Source organism: Mycobacterium montefiorense, assembly GCF_025823255.1.
Lineage (GTDB): Bacteria > Actinomycetota > Actinomycetes > Mycobacteriales > Mycobacteriaceae > Mycobacterium > Mycobacterium montefiorense.
Genome location: NZ_JACKVL010000013.1, coordinates 254,914 through 272,099 on the forward strand (window position 1 = coordinate 254,914; position 17,186 = coordinate 272,099).

Below are 17,186 nucleotides of genomic sequence, written 5' to 3' on the forward strand. Positions count from 1 at the left end.
TCGTGTCGACAGTCGGGTGGTCCCAGAGTGAGAAGGAACGAAAGACGATGAGTGAAAACCAGGTCGCGGCACCGGCAATGCAGACCAACGGCCTTGCCGTTGCGGCATTCGTGCTGAGCATCATGGGCATGTACGCCAGCCCGATCCTGAGCAGCGTTCTCGCGCTGGCCGGAATGCGGCAGGTCAAACAGCGTGGTCAGCAAGGCTTCGCGTTTGCGGTCGCCGCCCTGGCGGTCTCCGCGGCCGTCACCGGCCTGCATATCGCGATGTGGATCCAATGCGGCGACCCGAACTTCGAGTTGATGACCACAGCGCACTGGTGACGACGATAGCTGTTGTGCCACAAACACTTCCGTGAGCGCCGCTATCGCGGGATGTTGGCGGTGATATTCGCCATCACGATGTCGGACACCGACTGCGGGAAGCCGCAGAAGGTGACTTCCACCAAGGCCACCGACAGCACCCGGTAGTCGCGCCCGCAGCCGCCGGGTCCCAGGTGCAGCGAATTGGCATCGGCCTTCCAGTCACCGACGATCAGCTGGCCGGCCGAGCCGTCGGCGCAGTCGGTAACGGTCGAGACCAGAGCGGCGAACGCGTGCTGCGCGGTCACGACATCGCGATAGGCCGCGGCGCCCTCGGAGATCAGCGCGCCGTCGGGCGGATCCTGAAACGTGGTCTTGTGGAACTCTTCGACGTCGGGCCCGAATGTCGCGGTCTCGGCAAAGATGAACCGGCATGCCCGCGGTGTGGTGTTCGCGAGCGTTTCGATGTCGACCGGAGCGCTGCCGTCCATCGACGGGACGATCGTTAGATGCTCGCCGGCGCCGGTGATCGCGCGCATCCGCGGCTGATCCAGCAGGATCGTGTCGACGTTGACCCCGTTGATGCCCCGGGCGCCGCCGGTGAAACCCGGCAGTGCCGTACCGTCCACCACCCGGGTGCATGCGGCAGTCAGCACCACCGCGCCACACATCAGCAGCGGCCACGCGAATCTTGCCTTGCGCCACACCGTTTTGCACCCCTCCAAACCTTCGAGACTAGTCGCGCCGACCGGCGGCAAAACACCCCTGGCCACCGGGGCGCAATTTGACGTCGAATACGGTTGCCCGGTGAGTGTTTTCGCGACCGGCAGTGGCGTGGGCTCGTGGCCCGGCACCGCGGCACGGCCGTCGGCGGAGGTTGTCGTCGGCGAGTTGGCAGCAGCGCTGGCACACCTCGTCGAGCTGCCCGCCAGGGGAGTGGGCGCCGACCTACTGGGGCGGGCCGGCGCGCTGCTGATCGACGTGCCGATCGACACCGTGCCGCGCGGATACCGCATCGCCGCTCGTCCCGGCGCCGTGACCCGGCGGGCCGTCAGCTTCCTCGACGAGGATATGGACGCCCTCGAGGAGGCCTGGGAGACGGCGGGCCTGCGCGGCAGCGGACGGGTGGTCAAGGTCCAGGCTCCCGGCCCGATCACGCTTGCCGCCGGGCTCGAGCTGGCCAACGGCCATCGGGCGATCACCGACCCCGGGGCGGTGCGCGATCTGACGGCGTCGCTGGCTGAAGGTGTTGCCACCCAGCGCGCGGCGCTGTCCCGCCGGCTCGACACCCCGGTGGTGGTGCAGTTCGACGAGCCGTCGTTGCCGGCGGCGCTGGGTGGGCGGCTGAGCGGGGTCACCTCGCTGCGTCCGGTTGCGGCGCTCGACGAGTCGGTGGCCGCGTCGCTGCTCGACACCTGCGCCGAGACGGCCGGCGCCGAGGTGGTGCTGCACAGTTGTGCCGCTGAATTGCCGTGGGACCTGTTGGTAGGCAGCGCAATTAGTGCCATATCGGTCGACACGGGCACGCTCAAGGCAGCGGACCTGGACGGTATCGCGGCGTTCATCGAATCGGGTCGCGCGGTGATGCTGGGCGTGGTCGCCGCGACTGCGCCGGACAAGAGGCCCGCCGCCGAGCAGGTGGCCGCCGCGGTCGTCGCGGTGACCGATCGGCTCGGATTCGGCCGCTCGGCGCTGCGCGAGCGTATCGGCGTCACCCCGGCATGTGGTCTGGCCGCGGCGACGCCCCAGTGGGCCCGCACCGCGATCGAGCTGGCCCGTAAGGCTGCCGAGGCGTTCGCTTCGGACCCCGACGCCATCTAGGTGTCGTCGGGGTCCTTCGATAGCCTGCCAAGGTGAGTTCGCCAGAAGTCGACCCCGTCACTCCCGAGGTTCGGCGTCTTTGGCGGGAACTCGCCGACGAGGTGCGCGAACACCAGTTCCGCTACTACGTCCGCGACGCGCCGATCGTCTCCGACGCGGATTTCGACGATCTGCTGCGGCGGCTGGGCGCGCTCGAGCAGCAGCATCCCGAGCTGCGCACCCCCGATTCGCCGACTCAGCTGGTCGGCGGTGCCGGCTTTGCCACCGACTTCACCTCGGCCGAACACCTGGAACGGATGCTGTCGCTGGACAACGTGTTCAGCAGCGAGGAATTCGACGGGTGGGCCGCACGTATCCATGCCGAGGTCGGCCCCCCCGGTTCTCAAGACGTGCCGTTTCTGTGTGAGCTCAAGATCGACGGCGTCGCGCTGGCGCTGGTCTACCGTGACGGCCGGCTGGTGCGTGCCGCGACGCGGGGGGACGGCCGCACCGGCGAGGACGTCACGCTGAACGCGCGCACGATCGACGACGTGCCCGAACGGCTGACGGCCAGTGACGGCTATCCGATCCCCAAAGTCCTCGAGGTACGCGGCGAGGTGTTCTTCCGGCTCGCCGACTTCGAAGCACTCAACGCCGCGCTTGTCGAGGACGGCAAGACGCCGTTCGCCAATCCGCGCAACAGCGCCGCGGGTTCGCTTCGGCAGAAGGATCCCGCGGTGACGGCTCGCCGCAAACTGCGGATGATCTGCCACGGTGTGGGACACACGGAGGGATTTCGGCCGGCCTCGCTGCACGACGCCTACCTGGCGCTGGGCGCCTGGGGTCTGCCGGTTTCCGAACACACCACCCGCGTGGCCAACGCCGCCGGCGCGCTGGAGCGGATCGCCTATTGGGGCGAGCACCGCCACGACGTCGATCACGAAATCGACGGTGTCGTCGTCAAAATCGACGATGTATCGCTGCAGCGCAGGCTGGGGTCGACCTCTCGGGCGCCGCGCTGGGCGATCGCCTACAAGTACCCGCCTCAAGAGGTGCAGACCAAGCTGCTCGACATCAACGTCAACGTCGGCCGGACCGGACGCGTCACGCCGTTCGCGGTCATGACCCCGGTCAAGGTGGCCGGGTCGACAGTCGAAATGGCGACCTTGCACAACGCCGCCGAGGTCAAGCGCAAGGGCGTGCTGATCGGTGACACCGTGGTGATCCGCAAGGCCGGCGACGTGATTCCCGAAGTACTGGGTCCGGTGGCCGATCTGCGTGACGGCACCGAACGCGAATTCGTCATGCCCACCCACTGTCCCGAGTGCGGCACCCAGCTGGCTCCGGCCAAGGAGGGCGACGCCGACATCCGTTGCCCAAACTCCCGGTCGTGCCCAGCGCAGTTGCGGGAGAGGGTGTTTCACGTCGCCGGCCGCGGCGCGTTCGACATCGAAGGTCTGGGCTACGAGGCCGCCACCGCACTGCTGGCGGCCGCGGTGATCACCGACGAGGGGGACCTGTTCACCCTCACCGAAGGTGACCTGCTGCGCACCGAGCTGTTCACCACCAAGGCCGGAACCCTGTCGGCCAACGGTAAACGGTTGCTGGCCAACCTGGATAAGGCCAAGGCGCAGCCGCTGTGGCGGGTGCTGGTCGCGCTGTCGATCCGGCACGTCGGGCCGACGGCCGCGCGTGCCCTGGCAACCGAGTTCGGCAGTCTCGACGCGATCACGTCGGCGTCGACCGAGGAGCTGGCCGCGGTCGAGGGCGTCGGGCCCACCATCGCCGCGGCGGTCACCGAATGGTTCACCGTCGACTGGCACCGCGCGATCGTCGACAAGTGGCAAGCGGCCGGCGTGCGGATGGCCGACGAGCGGGACTCCAGCGTGCCGCGCACACTGGCCGGGCTCAGCATTGTCGTCACCGGTTCGCTGACCGTGTTTTCCCGTGACGACGCCAAGGAAGCCATCGTGTCCCGCGGCGGCAAGGCCGCCGGTTCGGTGTCGAAGAACACCGCCTACGTCGTCGCCGGTGATTCGCCGGGTTCCAAGTACGACAAAGCGGTGGAACTGGGCGTGCCGATCCTCGACGAGGACGGGTTTCGCAAGCTGCTCGACGAGGGGCCTGCCACCGACACCACAGCCGATTAACAGCGCAGTACTGGTCCGTACTGCCGTTGCGGCTCTATCGTGGGCGCTATGACCCAGACGGCAGATCAGTGCATCCAGGCATCGCCGTGGTCTGCGCGTGAAGCCGAACTGCTGGCGGTCACCCTGCGGTTGCTGCAAGAACACGGCTACGACCAGCTGACGGTAGACGCGGTCGCCAGTGCCGCCCACGCCAGCAAGGCCACGGTGTACCGGCGCTGGCCCTCCAAAGCCGAACTGGTGCTGGCTGCCTTCATCGAAGGCGTTCGCCTGGTCGCGGTCGCGCCCAACACCGGCACGCTACGCGGCGATTTGATCAGTCTCGGCGAAGTCTGCGGCGAACACGGACGCCAGCACGCCAGCACCATCCGCGCGGTGATGGTCGAGGTGTCCCGGCATCCCGCGCTCAATGACGCCCTGCAGGAGCAATTCCTCAAGCAACGCAAAGCCCTGATTCAGCACGTCCTGCAACAGGCCGTGGACCGTGGCGAGATCAGCCAAGATGCCCTCGCCGATGAACTTTGGGACCTGCTACCCGGTTACCTGATCTTCCGGTCCATCATCCCCGACCGGCCGCCCACCCGTCACACCGTGCAGCTTCTCGTCGACCAATTCCTGATCCCGGGCCTGACCCGATCCGGCAACTAAAGCCAAAGCCCGCACCACGACAAATGTGTACGGTCGCGTCTCTTGTACAGTACGGTCCAGTACCGTACTGTGAAGTCTGTCGAGCGCGCTGGCGTGAGACAACCGCGATAGTCATAGAGTGATCGAGACCGCCCGACCATCGAAAGGCCGACGGGTGAAGGCGATTTCAATGTCCACCGTGCTGAGACAAGGGTGGATGGTGTTGGTCGCGGTACTCGTCGTCGCCGTCGCGGGGTTCGGTATCTACCGGTTGCACGGAATCTTCGGCTCGCACGACACCACCAGGGCCAATAGCGGTCTGGCGGCAGAAATCGTGCCGTTCAACCCCAAGCAGGTAGTGCTCGAGGTCTTCGGCGCACCGGGCGCGACGGCCACCATCAACTACCTGGACGTCAACGCACAGCCGCAGCAAGTCAAAGACGCGCCGCTGCCCTGGTCGTTCACGATCACCACCACCGAGCCCGCGGTCGTCGCCAATGTCGTGGCCCAAGGCAACGGGGACACCCTCGGGTGCCGCATCACCATCAACGGCGAGGTCAAAGACCAACGCACCGTCAACAAAGTCGACGCCTACACCTTCTGTCTGGATAAGTCGGGATGAGCAACCAAACCAACGAACAGCAGACGCGGCCTTTTGTGCCGCGGAACATCCGCCGGCTCGCGTGGGCGATCCTGCTCTTCTGGGTGGCGTTGGCCGCCGTTACCAACATTGCGGTGCCGCAGCTCGAGGAGGTGGGCAAGACCCACAACGTGGCGCTGAACTCGCCAGATGCGCCGTCGCTCAAGGCGATCAAGCGCATCGGCCAAGCGTTTCACGAGTTCGACACCGACAGTTCGGCGATGATCGTGCTGGAAGGCGACAAGCCGCTCGGCGCGGACGCGCACCGCTTCTACGACGAGATGATCCGCAAGCTCGAGCAGGACCGCAAGCACGTCGAACACGTCCAGGACTACTGGGGCGACACCCTGACCGCGGCGGGATCGCAAAGCAGCGACGGCAAGGCCGCCTATGTTCAGGTCAACCTGACCGGTAATCAAGGCTCGGCGTTGGCCAACGAGGGTGTCGGCGCCATCCGCGACATCATCGAGCGGATGAAGCCGCCACCGGGTGTCAAGGCCTACGTGACCGGTGCGGCGCCGCTGATCTCCGACCAGTTCGACGTCGGCAGCAAGGGCACCGCGAAGGTCACCGCGATCACCATCGGGATGATCGCGTTGATGCTCTTTTTCGTTTACCGCTCGGTGCTCACCACACTGCTGGTGCTGGCCACTGTCCTCATCGAAATGTCCGCCGCCCGAGGTCTTGTCGCCGTTCTCGGAAACGCCGGTATCATCGGGCTGTCGACCTACGCGACGAACATCCTGACGCTGTTGGTGATCGCCGCCGGAACGGACTACGCGATATTTTTCGTCGGCCGCTATCAAGAAGCGCGCGGCACCGGTGAGAGCCGCGAAAAAGCCTTCTACACCATGTATCACGGCACCACTCATATCGTGTTGGGTTCGGGTCTCACGGTGGCGGGCGCGGTGGCCTGTCTGAGCTTCACCCGATTGCCTTACTTCCAAAGTCTCGGCATTCCAGCCGCTTTGGGCGTCTTGATCGCACTGTTCGCCGCACTGACGCTGGGGCCCGCGATCCTCACCCTGGGCGCCAAGGCGGGCATCTTCGACCCCAAACGGGCGTTGAGAACCCGCGGCTGGCGGCGGATCGGCACCGCCATCGTCCGTTGGCCCGGCGCCGTTCTTGCGGCCGCGTGCGCGCTGGCGCTGGTCGGCATCATCGCCTTGCCCGGCTACCGGACCAGTTACGACACTCGCCCCTACATGCCCGCCAGCGCGCCGGCCAATATCGGCTACACCGAAGCCGAAAAGCACTTCTCCCGGGCCCGGCTGGAGCCCGAATTGCTGATGGTCGAAACCGATCACGACATGCGTAACCCCGAAAGCATGCTCATTCTGGACAAGGTGGCCAAAGCGGTATTCCACGTTCCCGGGGTCGCGCAGGTACAGACCATCACTCGGCCGTTGGGAACCCCGCTGGTCCACAGCTCGCTTGCGTTCGTGGTCAGCAATCAGGCCGCGGCGCAGCAGCAAAACCTGACCTATCAACGAGATCGGGCCGACGATGCCCTCAAGCAGGCCAATGAACTGAACAAGACCATCAACATCTTGAAGCAGCAGTATGTATTGCAGCAGCAGCTTGCCGGCACCACCCACGACGAGACCGAAAGCTTTCACGACACGCTCGCCACGATCCAGGATCTGCGCGACAAGATCGCGAATTTCGACGATTTCTTCCGGCCGGTTCGCAGCTATTTCTATTGGGAGAAGCATTGTTACGACATCCCTGCCTGCTTCGCGTTCAGGTCGCTCTTCGACGCGCTCGACGGCATTGACCAGCTCACCGAGAAATTCGAAAACCTGACGGCTTCGCTGGACAAGCTTGACGCGCTGCAGCCGAAACTGGTTGCACTGATCCCGCCGCAGATCGACAGTCAGCAGACCAATCACGATCTGACTCTGGCGAATTACGCGACGCTGTCCGGTATCTATGCGCAGACCGCGGTCGCGATCGACAACGCCACGGCGTTGGGGCGGGCCTTCGACGCGGCCAAGAACGACGACACGTTCTACCTGCCGCCCGAGGTTTTCGACAACCCTGACTTCAAACGCGGGCTGAAACTGTTCCTCTCGCCGGACGGCAAGGCCGCTCGCATGATCGTCACGCATGAGGGCGATCCCGCTACCACAGAGGGTATTTCGCATATCGATCCGATCGCCAAGGCCGCGCACGAGGCCTTGAAAGGCACGCCGATGGCGGCCGCGGGGATCTATCTTGGCGGCACGGCCGCGACGTACAAGGACATCCAGGACGGCGCCAAGTACGACCTGATGATCGTGGCATTCGCGGCGCTGAGCCTCATCCTGCTGATCATGATGATCATCACCCGCAGCCTGATCGCCGCGCTCGTCATCGTGGGCACGGTGGCCCTGTCGCTGGGTGCTTCGTTCGGGCTGTCAGTTCTGGTGTGGCAGTACATGTTCGGCATTCAGCTGTACTGGGTGGTGCTGGCGCTGGCCGTGATCCTGCTGCTGGCGGTCGGATCCGACTACAACCTGCTGTTGATCTCCAGATTCAAGGAAGAAATCCATGCCGGGTTGAATACCGGCATCATCCGGGCGATGGCCGGCTCCGGCTCGGTCGTCACGTCGGCCGGCATCGTTTTCGCCGTCACCATGTGCGCGTTTGTTTTCAGCGGTTTTCAGGTTCTCGGTCAGATCGGGACGACGATCGGCCTTGGGCTGTTGTTCGACACGCTGATTGTGCGCTCATTCATGACGCCTTCTATCGCAAGGCTTCTCGGGCGCTGGTTCTGGTGGCCGCAACGGGTGCGTCCGCGTCCGGCCAGCACCATGCTTCGGCCGTATGGCCCGCGTCCGGCGGTGCGTCAACTGCTGCTGTGGGATGACGACGACGCGGTGGCGCCGAAGCCGACCGTGGCCGCGCGCTGAGTCAGCGCAGCATCGTGGCCACGATCCCGGCCAGGTAACCCAGGCGGGCCACCTCCGACGGCCGGAATTCGGGACCGGGACGGCCCAGCACCACCGCGGTGTGCGGGTCACCCAGCGGGGCGGCGACCAGCGTGATATCCATGTCGCGCCAGGCTTCCGGCACCCACTCGGCGGCGCCGTCCAGCGTCGCGGCCTCCCGGATCGGCAGCCACGGCGCCGAGACCGCGCGGGTCTCCGGTGCACCCGTGCTGGCGGCCAGGCGGTGCAGTTCACCGTCCGAACCGTGCAACACCGTGCACCAGCTCACCCGCAGCACTCGGGGCGCCTCGTCGGCCAGCACCTGCAGCCGCGCCGCCTTGTTTTTGGCGGCGGCAACGTGGTCGAGAAGTTCCAGCTCGCGGTGCGCTTCCAGCAGGCCGGTGTGCGGGCGCACGCTGTCTACTCGTACGCCGTTCAGCGACTCGGCCGCGGTGATCAGCGTGTCGGGCATTGCACCGGCCGGCAGCTCGATCACCAGGTCGTCGGTCGCGTACCCGGAGATGCGCTCGACGACGTCGAGCGACAGGATGTCGGCGCCCACCGAACCGAGCGCCACCGCCAGCGCGCCCAGGCTTCCTGGGCGGTCGACGAGTTCGATGCGCAACAGATAGGACGGCACGCGCCCACTGTTGCACAGAGCCGAGCACGCGGCATTTCCGCAGGGCGGGGCGTCGGCAACCGCCTGAGGGCTGTCGCGTTAGGCTTTTCGCTCGTGTCCCAGATCTCCCGCGACGAGGTAGCGCACCTGGCCAGGCTGGCCAGGCTGGCGTTGACCGATACCGAGTTGGATGGCTTCGCCGGCCAACTCGACGCCATCCTGACCCACGTCAGCCAGATCCAGGCGGTCGATGTCACCGGCGTCGAGCCGACCGACAACCCGCTCAAGGACGTCAACGTCACCCGCCAGGACGAGACCAGGCCGTGTCTGACGCAGCAGGAGGCGCTGGCCGCGGCGCCGGAAGTCGTTGACGGCCGCTTCGCCGTGCCGCAGATCCTCGGGGACAGCGAGTGAACGAGATCATCCGATCCGACGCGGCGACGCTGGCCGCCAAGGTCGCCGCCAAAGAGCTGTCATCGGTCGAGATCACCCAGGCCTGCCTAGATCAGATCGCGGCGACCGACGACCGGTACGGCGCGTTTCTGCACGTCGCAGCCGACGAGGCGCTGGCGGCGGCGGCCGCTGTCGACGCGGCGGTGGCCGCCGGAGAGCAGCTGCCCTCGGCCCTGGCCGGTGTTCCGTTGGCGCTCAAAGACGTGTTCACGACCGTCGACATGCCCACCACCTGCGGATCCAAAATCCTGCAGGGCTGGCGTTCGCCGTACGACGCCACCGTCACCGCCCGGCTGCGCGCCGCCGGCATCCCGATCCTGGGCAAGACCAACATGGACGAGTTCGCGATGGGCAGCTCGACAGAGAACTCGGCCTACGGCCCCACCCGTAACCCGTGGGACCTCGAGCGGGTGCCCGGCGGCTCGGGCGGTGGCAGCGCTGCGGCGCTGGCCTCCTTCCAGGCCCCGTTGGCCATCGGCACCGACACCGGGGGCTCGATTCGCCAGCCCGCGGCGCTGACCGCGACCGTCGGGGTCAAACCCACCTACGGCACGGTCTCCCGCTACGGCCTGGTGGCCTGCGCATCGTCGCTGGATCAGGGCGGCCCGTGCGCGCGCAGCGTGCTGGACACCGCGCTGCTGCATCAAGTGATCGCCGGGCACGACCCAATGGACTCCACCTCCATCGATGCCGCGGTGCCCGACGTGCTGGGCGCCGCCAGGGCGGGCGCGCAAGGCGATCTGAGCGGCGTGCGGATCGGTGTGGTCTCCCAGCTGCGCGGCGAGGGCTACCAGCCCGGGGTGCTGGCGTCGTTCGAGGCCGCGGTGGAGCAGTTGACCGCGCTGGGTGCCGAGGTGAGCGAAGTCGACTGCCCGCACTTCGATTACGCGCTGCCGGCCTACTACCTGATCCTGCCGTCGGAGGTGTCCAGCAACCTGGCGCGCTTCGATGCGATGCGCTACGGGCTGCGGGTCGGTGACGACGGCAGCCACAGCGCCGAGGAAGTGATGGCGCTGACGCGGGCCGCGGGCTTCGGGCCGGAAGTCAAGCGCCGCATCATGATTGGTGCCTACGCGCTCTCCGCGGGCTACTACGATGCCTATTACAACCAAGCGCAGAAAGTGCGCACCCTGATCGCCCGGGATCTGGACCGGGCCTACCAATCCGTCGACGTTCTGGTGTCGCCGGCGACCCCGACCACCGCGTTCCGGCTGGGGGAGAAGGTCGACGATCCGCTGGCCATGTACCTGTTCGACCTGTGCACGCTGCCGCTGAACCTGGCCGGCCATTGCGGGATGTCGGTGCCGTCGGGGCTGTCTCCGGACGACCAGCTGCCGGTGGGGCTGCAGATCATGGCGCCCGCGCTGGCCGACGACCGTCTTTATCGCGTCGGTGCCGCCTACGAGGCTGCGCGCGGACCGCTGCCGGTGGCGCCGACCGTTTAGCCGCGCGGTGCCCCAGCTTGCCCCGCCGCCGGTCGGCACGGGCAAGATAAGGGAATGCGGATCGGAATTCTCACTGGAGGCGGCGACTGTCCGGGGCTCAACGCTGTTATCCGGGCGGTGGTACGCACCTGCGACGCCCGCTACGGCTCGTCGGTGGTCGGCTTCGAAGACGGGTGGCGCGGGTTGCTGGAAAACCGGCGCATCCAGCTGCAGAACGACGACCGCAATGACCGGCTGCTGGCCAAGGGTGGAACGGTGCTGGGCACCGCCCGCGTACACCCCGACAAGCTGCGGGCCGGGCTGGATCAGATCAAGCAGACCCTGGACGACAACGGCATCGATGTGCTGATCCCGATCGGCGGTGAAGGCACGCTGACGGCCGCGCACTGGTTGTCGGACGAGAACGTTCCCGTAGTCGGCGTGCCGAAGACGATCGACAACGACATCGACTGCACCGATGTGACTTTCGGTCACGACACGGCTTTGACCGTCGCGACCGACGCGATCGACCGCTTACACAGCACCGCGGAGTCCCACCAGCGCGTGATGCTGGTGGAGGTGATGGGCCGCCACGCGGGCTGGATCGCGCTGAACGCAGGGCTGGCTTCCGGTGCGCACATGACGCTGATCCCCGAACAGCCCTTCGACATCGAGGATGTGTGTCGGCTGGTCAAACGCCGCTTCCAGCGCGGTGATTCGCACTTCATCTGCGTGGTGGCCGAGGGGGCCAAGCCGATCCCCGGCTCGATCCCGTTGCGCGAGGGCGGGATTGACGAGTTCGGCCACGAGAAGTTCACCGGCGTGGCCCAGCAGTTGGGTATCGCGGTGGAGAGGCGGATCAACAAGGAGGTCCGGGTGACCGTGTTGGGCCACGTCCAGCGCGGCGGTATCCCGACGGCGTACGACCGGGTGCTGGCCACCCGGTTCGGGGTCAACGCGGCCGACGCCGCGCATGCGGGCGAGTACGGCCAGATGGTGTCGCTGCGCGGACAAGACATCGGCCGCGTTCCACTGGCCGACGCGGTGCGCCAGCTCAAGCTGGTGCCCGACGCCCGCCACGACGAGGCCGCCGCCTTCTTCGGCTGACACGCAGCGGTGCGCAAACAGCCGGTGCCACGAGCCTGACGACCATCCGCATTTGCCGCCCGACCGGGCCCGTGCCCATTACCGAACCCATTTTCCTGGTTTAACCACCAGGTCAAAACGGCTACACCAGCGGGTATCAGTAACCGCGAGGGGGTTCGCGGAGTCAATGCCCTATCTGCTGCTCCGGTGCATCCGTCGAATTCGGCGAAACCAGCACCTTCGGTGCCACGCTGGCGCGCCGACGCCTACCCAAGCGCGGCCACGGTGCCGGAGCCGCGCTACCCACCGCCAGGTCGTCCGTCGCGGCTGGCCGGCCCGCCGACCCCGTCCCGGCTGATCCGGGCACGGCGGGCCGCAGCGTCGTATCGCCGCGATCTGACCCTGGGCGGGACGGCTCTCGACGGACTGAGCCACCGGGAAAACGCGGAGTCGGGCCGACGCGGCTGGCGAGAGGTGTTGCACCGGGTGACCGGGATCGATGTCGGTCCGGGCAAGGCCGCCGCATACGAACAGGCACTGCGCGAACGGATCGGCACCGGCATCGGCGGCAATTCCCGATCGCCGTGCTCAACTTCAAGGGCGGCGTCGGCAAGACCGCGGTTGTCGAGGCGCTCGGCTCGACCCTCGCCGAGGCGCGCGGCGACCGGGTCATCGCCGTCGACATCGACGCCGGCGACCTGGCGCAACGACACGGCCGCCGCAACCCGCTGAGCCTGGCCGACCTGCTCGCACGCGACTCGGTTACCCACTATGCCGAGATCCGGGCGCACACCCACATGAACAGCTTCGGCCTGGAAGTGCTTGGGCTGCCCGACTACGGCCGCACCGACTGGCGGTTGGAGCGCCAGGACATCGCCAAGGCATTCTCGATTCTGCGCAAACACTATTCGGTGGTGCTGGTGGATTGCGTCAAGGCGATCAACTCCCATGTGATGGACGCGGTCTTGCCCGAGGCGCGAGCCCTGGTGGTGGTCAGCGGCACCTCCATCGATGCGGTACGAAAGACCAGAACAACGCTGGAGTGGTTGTCCAACAACGAGTATCGGCGACTGATGGCATCGACGGTACTGGTCATGAACTACACCGAACCGGCCAAGCTGGACGGCGTGGTCGGCAAGGAATTCGAGGAGCTGTCGGCTCGCGTCGGCGCCACCGTGGTCTTGCCGTTCGATCGCCACGTGCACGAGGGCAAGGAACTCGGGCTGGACCGGTTGAGTAAGGAGAGTCGGCGCGGCTATCTCGAGATCGCGGCGGCGCTGGGCGACATCGCTGCCGGCCGGGCCGCAGGCCACGATGCCCCGCTGGGGTCCTGGCGGGAACCCCGGTTGTCCTGATCGCCGGCTGTTGTGCCGGGCCCCGCGGACCGCTGCGCCACCACTAGGATCGATCCCATGACTGTGACTTCCGGGGCGGCTGAGCTGCTGGATTACGACGACGTCCTGGCGCGTTTCGACCCGGTGCTCGGGCTGGAAGTACACGTCGAGCTGTCGACCGCGACCAAGATGTTCTGCGGCTGCTCCACCACATTCGGTGCCGAACCCAACACCCAGGTGTGCCCGGTGTGCCTGGGGTTGCCGGGCTCACTGCCGGTGCTCAACCGAACCGCCGTCGAGTCGGCGATCCGCATCGGGCTGGCCCTGAATTGCGAGATCGTGCCGTGGTGCCGCTTCGCCCGGAAGAACTACTTCTACCCGGACATGCCGAAGAACTACCAGATCTCGCAGTACGACGAGCCGATAGCGATCAACGGTTACCTCGAAGCGCCGCTGGAAGACGGCACCACCTGGCGGGTCGAGATCGAGCGTGCTCACATGGAAGAGGACACCGGCAAGCTCACTCACCTGGGTAGCGAGACGGGCCGCATTCACGGCGCGACGACGTCGCTGATCGACTACAACCGTGCCGGCGTGCCCCTGATCGAAATCGTCACCAAGCCCATCGAGGGAGCCGGAGCCCGGGCACCGCAGATCGCTCGCGCTTACGTGACGGCACTGCGAGACCTGCTGCGCGCGTTGGAAGTATCCGACGTACGCATGGACCAAGGTTCGATGCGTTGTGATTCCAACGTGTCGCTGAAGCCGACCGGTGCCACCGAGTTCGGCACCCGCACCGAGACCAAGAACGTCAACTCGCTGAAAAGCGTTGAAGTCGCGGTGCGTTACGAAATGCAGCGCCAGGCTGCCGTTCTGGTGTCCGGCGGTTCAATCCGGCAGGAAACCAGGCATTTTCAGGAGGCCGGCGGTACCACCAGCGCGGGCCGCGCGAAGGAAACTGCGCAGGATTACCGCTATTTCCCCGAGCCCGACCTGGAACCCGTCGCACCCAGCCGCGAGCAGGTCGAGCAATTGCGCCAGACCATTCCAGAGCTTCCGTGGTTGAGCCGCAAGCGGATTCAGGACGAGTGGGGTGTCTCCGACGAGGTGATGCGTGACCTTGTCAATGCCGGCGCAGTCGAATTGGTCACCGCGACGATCAAGCACGGCGCCTCCAGCAAGGACGCGCGTTCCTGGTGGGGAAACTTCCTGGTGCAGAAGGCCAACGAGGCGAACATCGAGTTGGACGAGCTGGCCATCACGCCGGCCCAGGTCGCTGCGGTGATCGCACTGGTCGACGAGGGCAAGCTGTCCAACAAGCTGGCCCGCCAGGTCGTCGAAGGTGTGCTGGCCGGAGAGGGTGAACCCGAGCAGGTGATGACCGCCCGTGGTCTGGCGCTGGTCCGCGACGACTCGGTCACCCAAGCCGCGGTCGACGAGGCCCTGGCCGCCAATCCCGATGTGGCGGAAAAGATCCGTGGCGGCAAGGTGGCTGCGGCCGGCGCGATCGTGGGTGCGGTCATGAAGGCCACCCGCGGGCAAGCCGACGCGGCTCGGGTGCGTGAGTTGGTGCTGGCCGCCTGCGGGCAGGCCTAGCGCAAGTCGGCGCGCGAGGCGCGGGTCGGCCTCAGGCCTTGTCGTCGTTGTTGCGCGGGAAGCCGCCACCCTGTGGGAACAGCGGGAAGACCACGTCGTCAAGCTTTTCGGCGTCACCGGCGGTCTTGTTGATGGTGGCGCCCCAGACGTTTCCGTCCGGCGACATCCGCAGCGCCCACGCGTGGGCGTGGGTGTCTTTGCGGACCACGTCGGGTTCACCGGTGACCGCGCCCGTTTTCGGCGCAAGTCGCACGGCCACCGTCGATTTGGTGTTGACCAGGTTGACCATTACGGTCCCGTCCATCGCTGCGCATCCGGCAACGCCCGGCTTGTCCGGCCACGTCCACACCGTCGAAACCTCAGACGCCTTGGTGATGCGCTGTAACCGATCCGCGGTCGGGGTGCGATCGGCGACATACAGTGAGCCGTCGACCGGATCGACGCACAGGCCGCCGCCCGAGCCGATGCCGGACAGCGCCGTCGTCGGCGGTGCCTGGCCGACGGTGGTCGGCTGCTCGATGCGCAGCACCTTGCCCGCCAACGATTTAGGGTCGGCGGCCATCGCCGGGTTACCCGCATCGCCGGTCAGCACCAGCAGCGTGGTCGGGCTGGTGAACAGCAGCGCTCCGGTGTTTCCCATGGCGCCCTTGGGAATACCTATCAGGATGTCCTTGGGGATATCGCCGTCGGCGATGCGGATGACCCGGTTATCGGTGGGCGTGCTGATATAGGCGTACATCAGGCGGTCCTGCGAGTAGGTCGGCGACAGCACGATATCCATCAAACCGCCATCCCCGGACGGGTCGACCGGGATGACCAGTTTCACCTTCGGCTCGGCGCTTACCGAAATGTCCTTGACCGCTCCGGTGGTGCGTTCGGCTACCAACGCGGTTTTGCTGTCGGGGCCCATGATCAGGCCGCTGGTGCTCTCCAGGCATCCCTGCATCACGCCGGGAGCGGGGCAGGCCTTCGGGAAAGGCGTGGGAGGCAGCGGCGGCGGCGGGGGAGGCGTCGAGCTGGGCTGCGGCTTGAGTTCCGGGGCGGTGGTGAAGGGCGCGGACGCGGCGTCGTTGAACCGCGCGCAGCCCGTCGCGACCAGCATGGCCGCGCAGAGCGCAGCGAGCCCGCATCGAACCGGCCACCCCAGACGCATGACCGACAGGCTACGGATAGTGCGACCACCGGCGCCACAGGCGTCCCTGTGTGCGCGCCCGAAGCCGGTGCTGCCGGTCGGACGGCGGGCGGACGGTTTTCGGCCATCCGTTCACCGTTTCGGAACGACGAAAAGCGCAACTGGCGCCAATCCAGACCGGTTTAGCGGTCTAGGCATCGATTGCCTGGCGAAAGCGCCGCTCAAATCCCCGATTCACGCCTAAATGCCCTTACCCTGACACCCGTGACCGGTCAATCGAATGACGCACCATGGCAGCGGCCCGGCGAAGCGCCGGAGCCGGCCCCGGCCCGTCCCGCCGCAGCGCGCTTGGTCGACCCCGAAGATGACCTGACCCCCGTGGGGTATCCGGGCGACTTCGGACCTACCTCCGTCATCCCGTACCAAGACCCCAACCAGGTGGCCAGCCCGGCCCCACCGCCGTACAACGTCCTCGACCAGCACGAGCCGCTGCCGTACGTGCAGCCGCAGCAGGCGCCGCGGCATTTAGCGGCCGAGCCTGCCGAGATCGACGCGAGCGAGGACTTCGAACGGGAACGCGCCATCGGCCGGCGCGGCACCCAGAATCTCGGTTTGCTGGTCTTGCGGGTCGGCCTCGGGGTGGTGCTCGGTGCGCACGGCCTGCAGAAGCTTTTCGGCTGGTGGGGCGGTCAGGGCATCGGCAGCTTCAAGAACTCGCTGTCCGATGTCGGCTACCAGCACGCCGACATCTTGTCCTACGTGAGCGCGGGCGGTGAGATCGTCTCGGGCGCGCTGCTGGTCCTGGGGTTGTTCACTCCGGTGGCCGCGGCAGGTGCGCTGGCGTTCCTGATCAACGGTCTGCTGGCCAGCGTTTCGGCGCGGCCGCACACCTTCGCGTTTTTCCTGCCACAGGGGCACGAATACCAGATCATGCTGATCGTGCTGGCTGTCGCGGTCGTCCTGGCCGGACCCGGCCGTTACGGTCTGGACGCCAACAGGGGATGGGCGCATCGGCCCTTCATCGGGTCGTTCGTGGCGCTGCTCGCCGGCATTGCCGCCGGTATCGCCGTGTGGGTGCTGCTCAACGGCGTTAATCCGATCGCCTGAACTGCCT

Annotated in this window: 15 protein-coding genes; 12 read left to right on the plus strand and 3 right to left on the minus strand. The window is 66.7% G+C overall.

What is annotated here, in order from left to right:
• Positions 1-47: 47 nt before the first annotated feature.
• Positions 48-323, plus strand: coding sequence for a hypothetical protein (locus H7K34_RS14630; protein WP_264062716.1), 276 nt, complete (start codon positions 48-50; stop codon positions 321-323).
• A 41-nt stretch (positions 324-364) separates the two neighbouring features.
• Here the strand turns inward: H7K34_RS14630 and H7K34_RS14635 are convergent, their stop codons facing one another.
• Positions 365-973, minus strand: coding sequence for a sensor domain-containing protein (locus H7K34_RS14635; RefSeq protein ID WP_264063554.1), 609 nt, complete (start codon positions 971-973; stop codon positions 365-367).
• A gap of 136 nt (positions 974-1,109) precedes the next feature.
• Between H7K34_RS14635 and H7K34_RS14640 the strand changes: the two genes are divergently transcribed.
• From H7K34_RS14640 to H7K34_RS14660, 5 genes are all read left to right on the plus strand, one after another.
• Positions 1,110-2,123 (plus strand): uroporphyrinogen decarboxylase/cobalamine-independent methonine synthase family protein, encoded by a 1,014-nt coding sequence (locus tag H7K34_RS14640; RefSeq protein WP_264062717.1) that lies wholly within the window; start codon positions 1,110-1,112, stop codon positions 2,121-2,123.
• A 32-nt stretch (positions 2,124-2,155) separates the two neighbouring features.
• The gene (gene ligA, locus H7K34_RS14645) at positions 2,156-4,252 is read left to right on the plus strand and encodes an NAD-dependent DNA ligase LigA (protein WP_264062718.1); all 2,097 of its coding nucleotides are present in this window, start codon (positions 2,156-2,158) and stop codon (positions 4,250-4,252) included.
• Between the two features lie 36 nt (positions 4,253-4,288).
• Positions 4,289-4,897 carry a TetR/AcrR family transcriptional regulator gene (locus H7K34_RS14650; protein ID WP_264063555.1) on the plus strand — a complete coding sequence of 203 codons (609 nt, stop codon included), beginning with the start codon at positions 4,289-4,291 and terminating at the stop codon, positions 4,895-4,897.
• Between the two features lie 169 nt (positions 4,898-5,066).
• A complete protein-coding gene (locus H7K34_RS14655) occupies positions 5,067-5,498 on the plus strand; it encodes an MmpS family protein (protein ID WP_264062719.1) in 432 nt (143 codons plus the stop codon).
• Positions 5,495-8,410, plus strand: coding sequence for an MMPL/RND family transporter (locus tag H7K34_RS14660; protein ID WP_264062720.1), 2,916 nt, complete (start codon positions 5,495-5,497; stop codon positions 8,408-8,410). Before H7K34_RS14655 ends, H7K34_RS14660 begins: the two co-directional genes overlap by 4 nt.
• 1 nt (position 8,411) lies before the next feature.
• Here H7K34_RS14660 and H7K34_RS14665 read toward each other — a convergent pair whose 3' ends face one another.
• Positions 8,412-9,068 carry an ACT domain-containing protein gene (locus H7K34_RS14665; RefSeq protein WP_108920687.1) on the minus strand — a complete coding sequence of 219 codons (657 nt, stop codon included), beginning with the start codon at positions 9,066-9,068 and terminating at the stop codon, positions 8,412-8,414.
• 93 nt (positions 9,069-9,161) lie between these two features.
• Between H7K34_RS14665 and gatC the strand changes: the two genes are divergently transcribed.
• The 5 genes from gatC to gatB all read left to right on the plus strand — a co-directional run bounded on the left by gatC (position 9,162) and on the right by gatB (position 14,940).
• Positions 9,162-9,461, plus strand: coding sequence for an Asp-tRNA(Asn)/Glu-tRNA(Gln) amidotransferase subunit GatC (gene gatC, locus H7K34_RS14670; RefSeq protein WP_264062721.1), 300 nt, complete (start codon positions 9,162-9,164; stop codon positions 9,459-9,461).
• The gene (gene gatA / locus H7K34_RS14675) at positions 9,458-10,945 is read left to right on the plus strand and encodes an Asp-tRNA(Asn)/Glu-tRNA(Gln) amidotransferase subunit GatA (protein WP_264062722.1); all 1,488 of its coding nucleotides are present in this window, start codon (positions 9,458-9,460) and stop codon (positions 10,943-10,945) included. Before gatC ends, gatA begins: the two co-directional genes overlap by 4 nt.
• Positions 10,946-10,999: 54 nt before the next feature.
• On the plus strand, positions 11,000-12,031 hold the full coding sequence (locus H7K34_RS14680; protein WP_108920684.1) for an ATP-dependent 6-phosphofructokinase: 1,032 nt from the start codon (positions 11,000-11,002) through the stop codon (positions 12,029-12,031).
• 563 nt (positions 12,032-12,594) lie between these two features.
• The gene (locus tag H7K34_RS14685) at positions 12,595-13,365 is read left to right on the plus strand and encodes a MinD/ParA family ATP-binding protein (protein WP_264062723.1); all 771 of its coding nucleotides are present in this window, start codon (positions 12,595-12,597) and stop codon (positions 13,363-13,365) included.
• 57 nt (positions 13,366-13,422) lie between these two features.
• Positions 13,423-14,940 (plus strand): Asp-tRNA(Asn)/Glu-tRNA(Gln) amidotransferase subunit GatB, encoded by a 1,518-nt coding sequence (gene gatB / locus H7K34_RS14690; protein ID WP_264062724.1) that lies wholly within the window; start codon positions 13,423-13,425, stop codon positions 14,938-14,940.
• Between the two features lie 31 nt (positions 14,941-14,971).
• Here the strand turns inward: gatB and H7K34_RS14695 are convergent, their stop codons facing one another.
• Positions 14,972-16,093: a sorbosone dehydrogenase family protein gene (locus H7K34_RS14695; RefSeq protein ID WP_264062726.1), complete on the minus strand. Its 1,122-nt coding sequence runs from the start codon at positions 16,091-16,093 to the stop codon at positions 14,972-14,974.
• 243 nt (positions 16,094-16,336) lie between these two features.
• On the opposite strand from H7K34_RS14695, the gene H7K34_RS14700 reads away from it, so the two are divergent.
• A complete protein-coding gene (locus H7K34_RS14700; RefSeq protein ID WP_264062727.1) occupies positions 16,337-17,179 on the plus strand; it encodes a DoxX family protein in 843 nt (280 codons plus the stop codon).
• Positions 17,180-17,186 lie beyond the last annotated feature (7 nt).

Bases quoted from the DNA above. Each gene is read 5' to 3' on its own strand.
- H7K34_RS14660 (WP_264062720.1), top strand. From the start codon at position 5,495: ATGAGCAACCAAACCAACGAACAGCAGACGCGGCCTTTTGTGCCGCGG.
- gatB (WP_264062724.1), top strand. From the start codon at position 13,423: ATGACTGTGACTTCCGGGGCGGCTGAGCTGCTGGATTACGACGACGTC.
- H7K34_RS14695 (WP_264062726.1), bottom strand. From the start codon at position 16,093: ATGCGTCTGGGGTGGCCGGTTCGATGCGGGCTCGCTGCGCTCTGCGCG.
- H7K34_RS14655 (WP_264062719.1), top strand. From the start codon at position 5,067: ATGTCCACCGTGCTGAGACAAGGGTGGATGGTGTTGGTCGCGGTACTC.
- H7K34_RS14630 (WP_264062716.1), top strand. From the start codon at position 48: ATGAGTGAAAACCAGGTCGCGGCACCGGCAATGCAGACCAACGGCCTT.
- H7K34_RS14680 (WP_108920684.1), top strand. From the start codon at position 11,000: ATGCGGATCGGAATTCTCACTGGAGGCGGCGACTGTCCGGGGCTCAAC.
- H7K34_RS14635 (WP_264063554.1), bottom strand. From the start codon at position 973: ATGTGTGGCGCGGTGGTGCTGACTGCCGCATGCACCCGGGTGGTGGAC.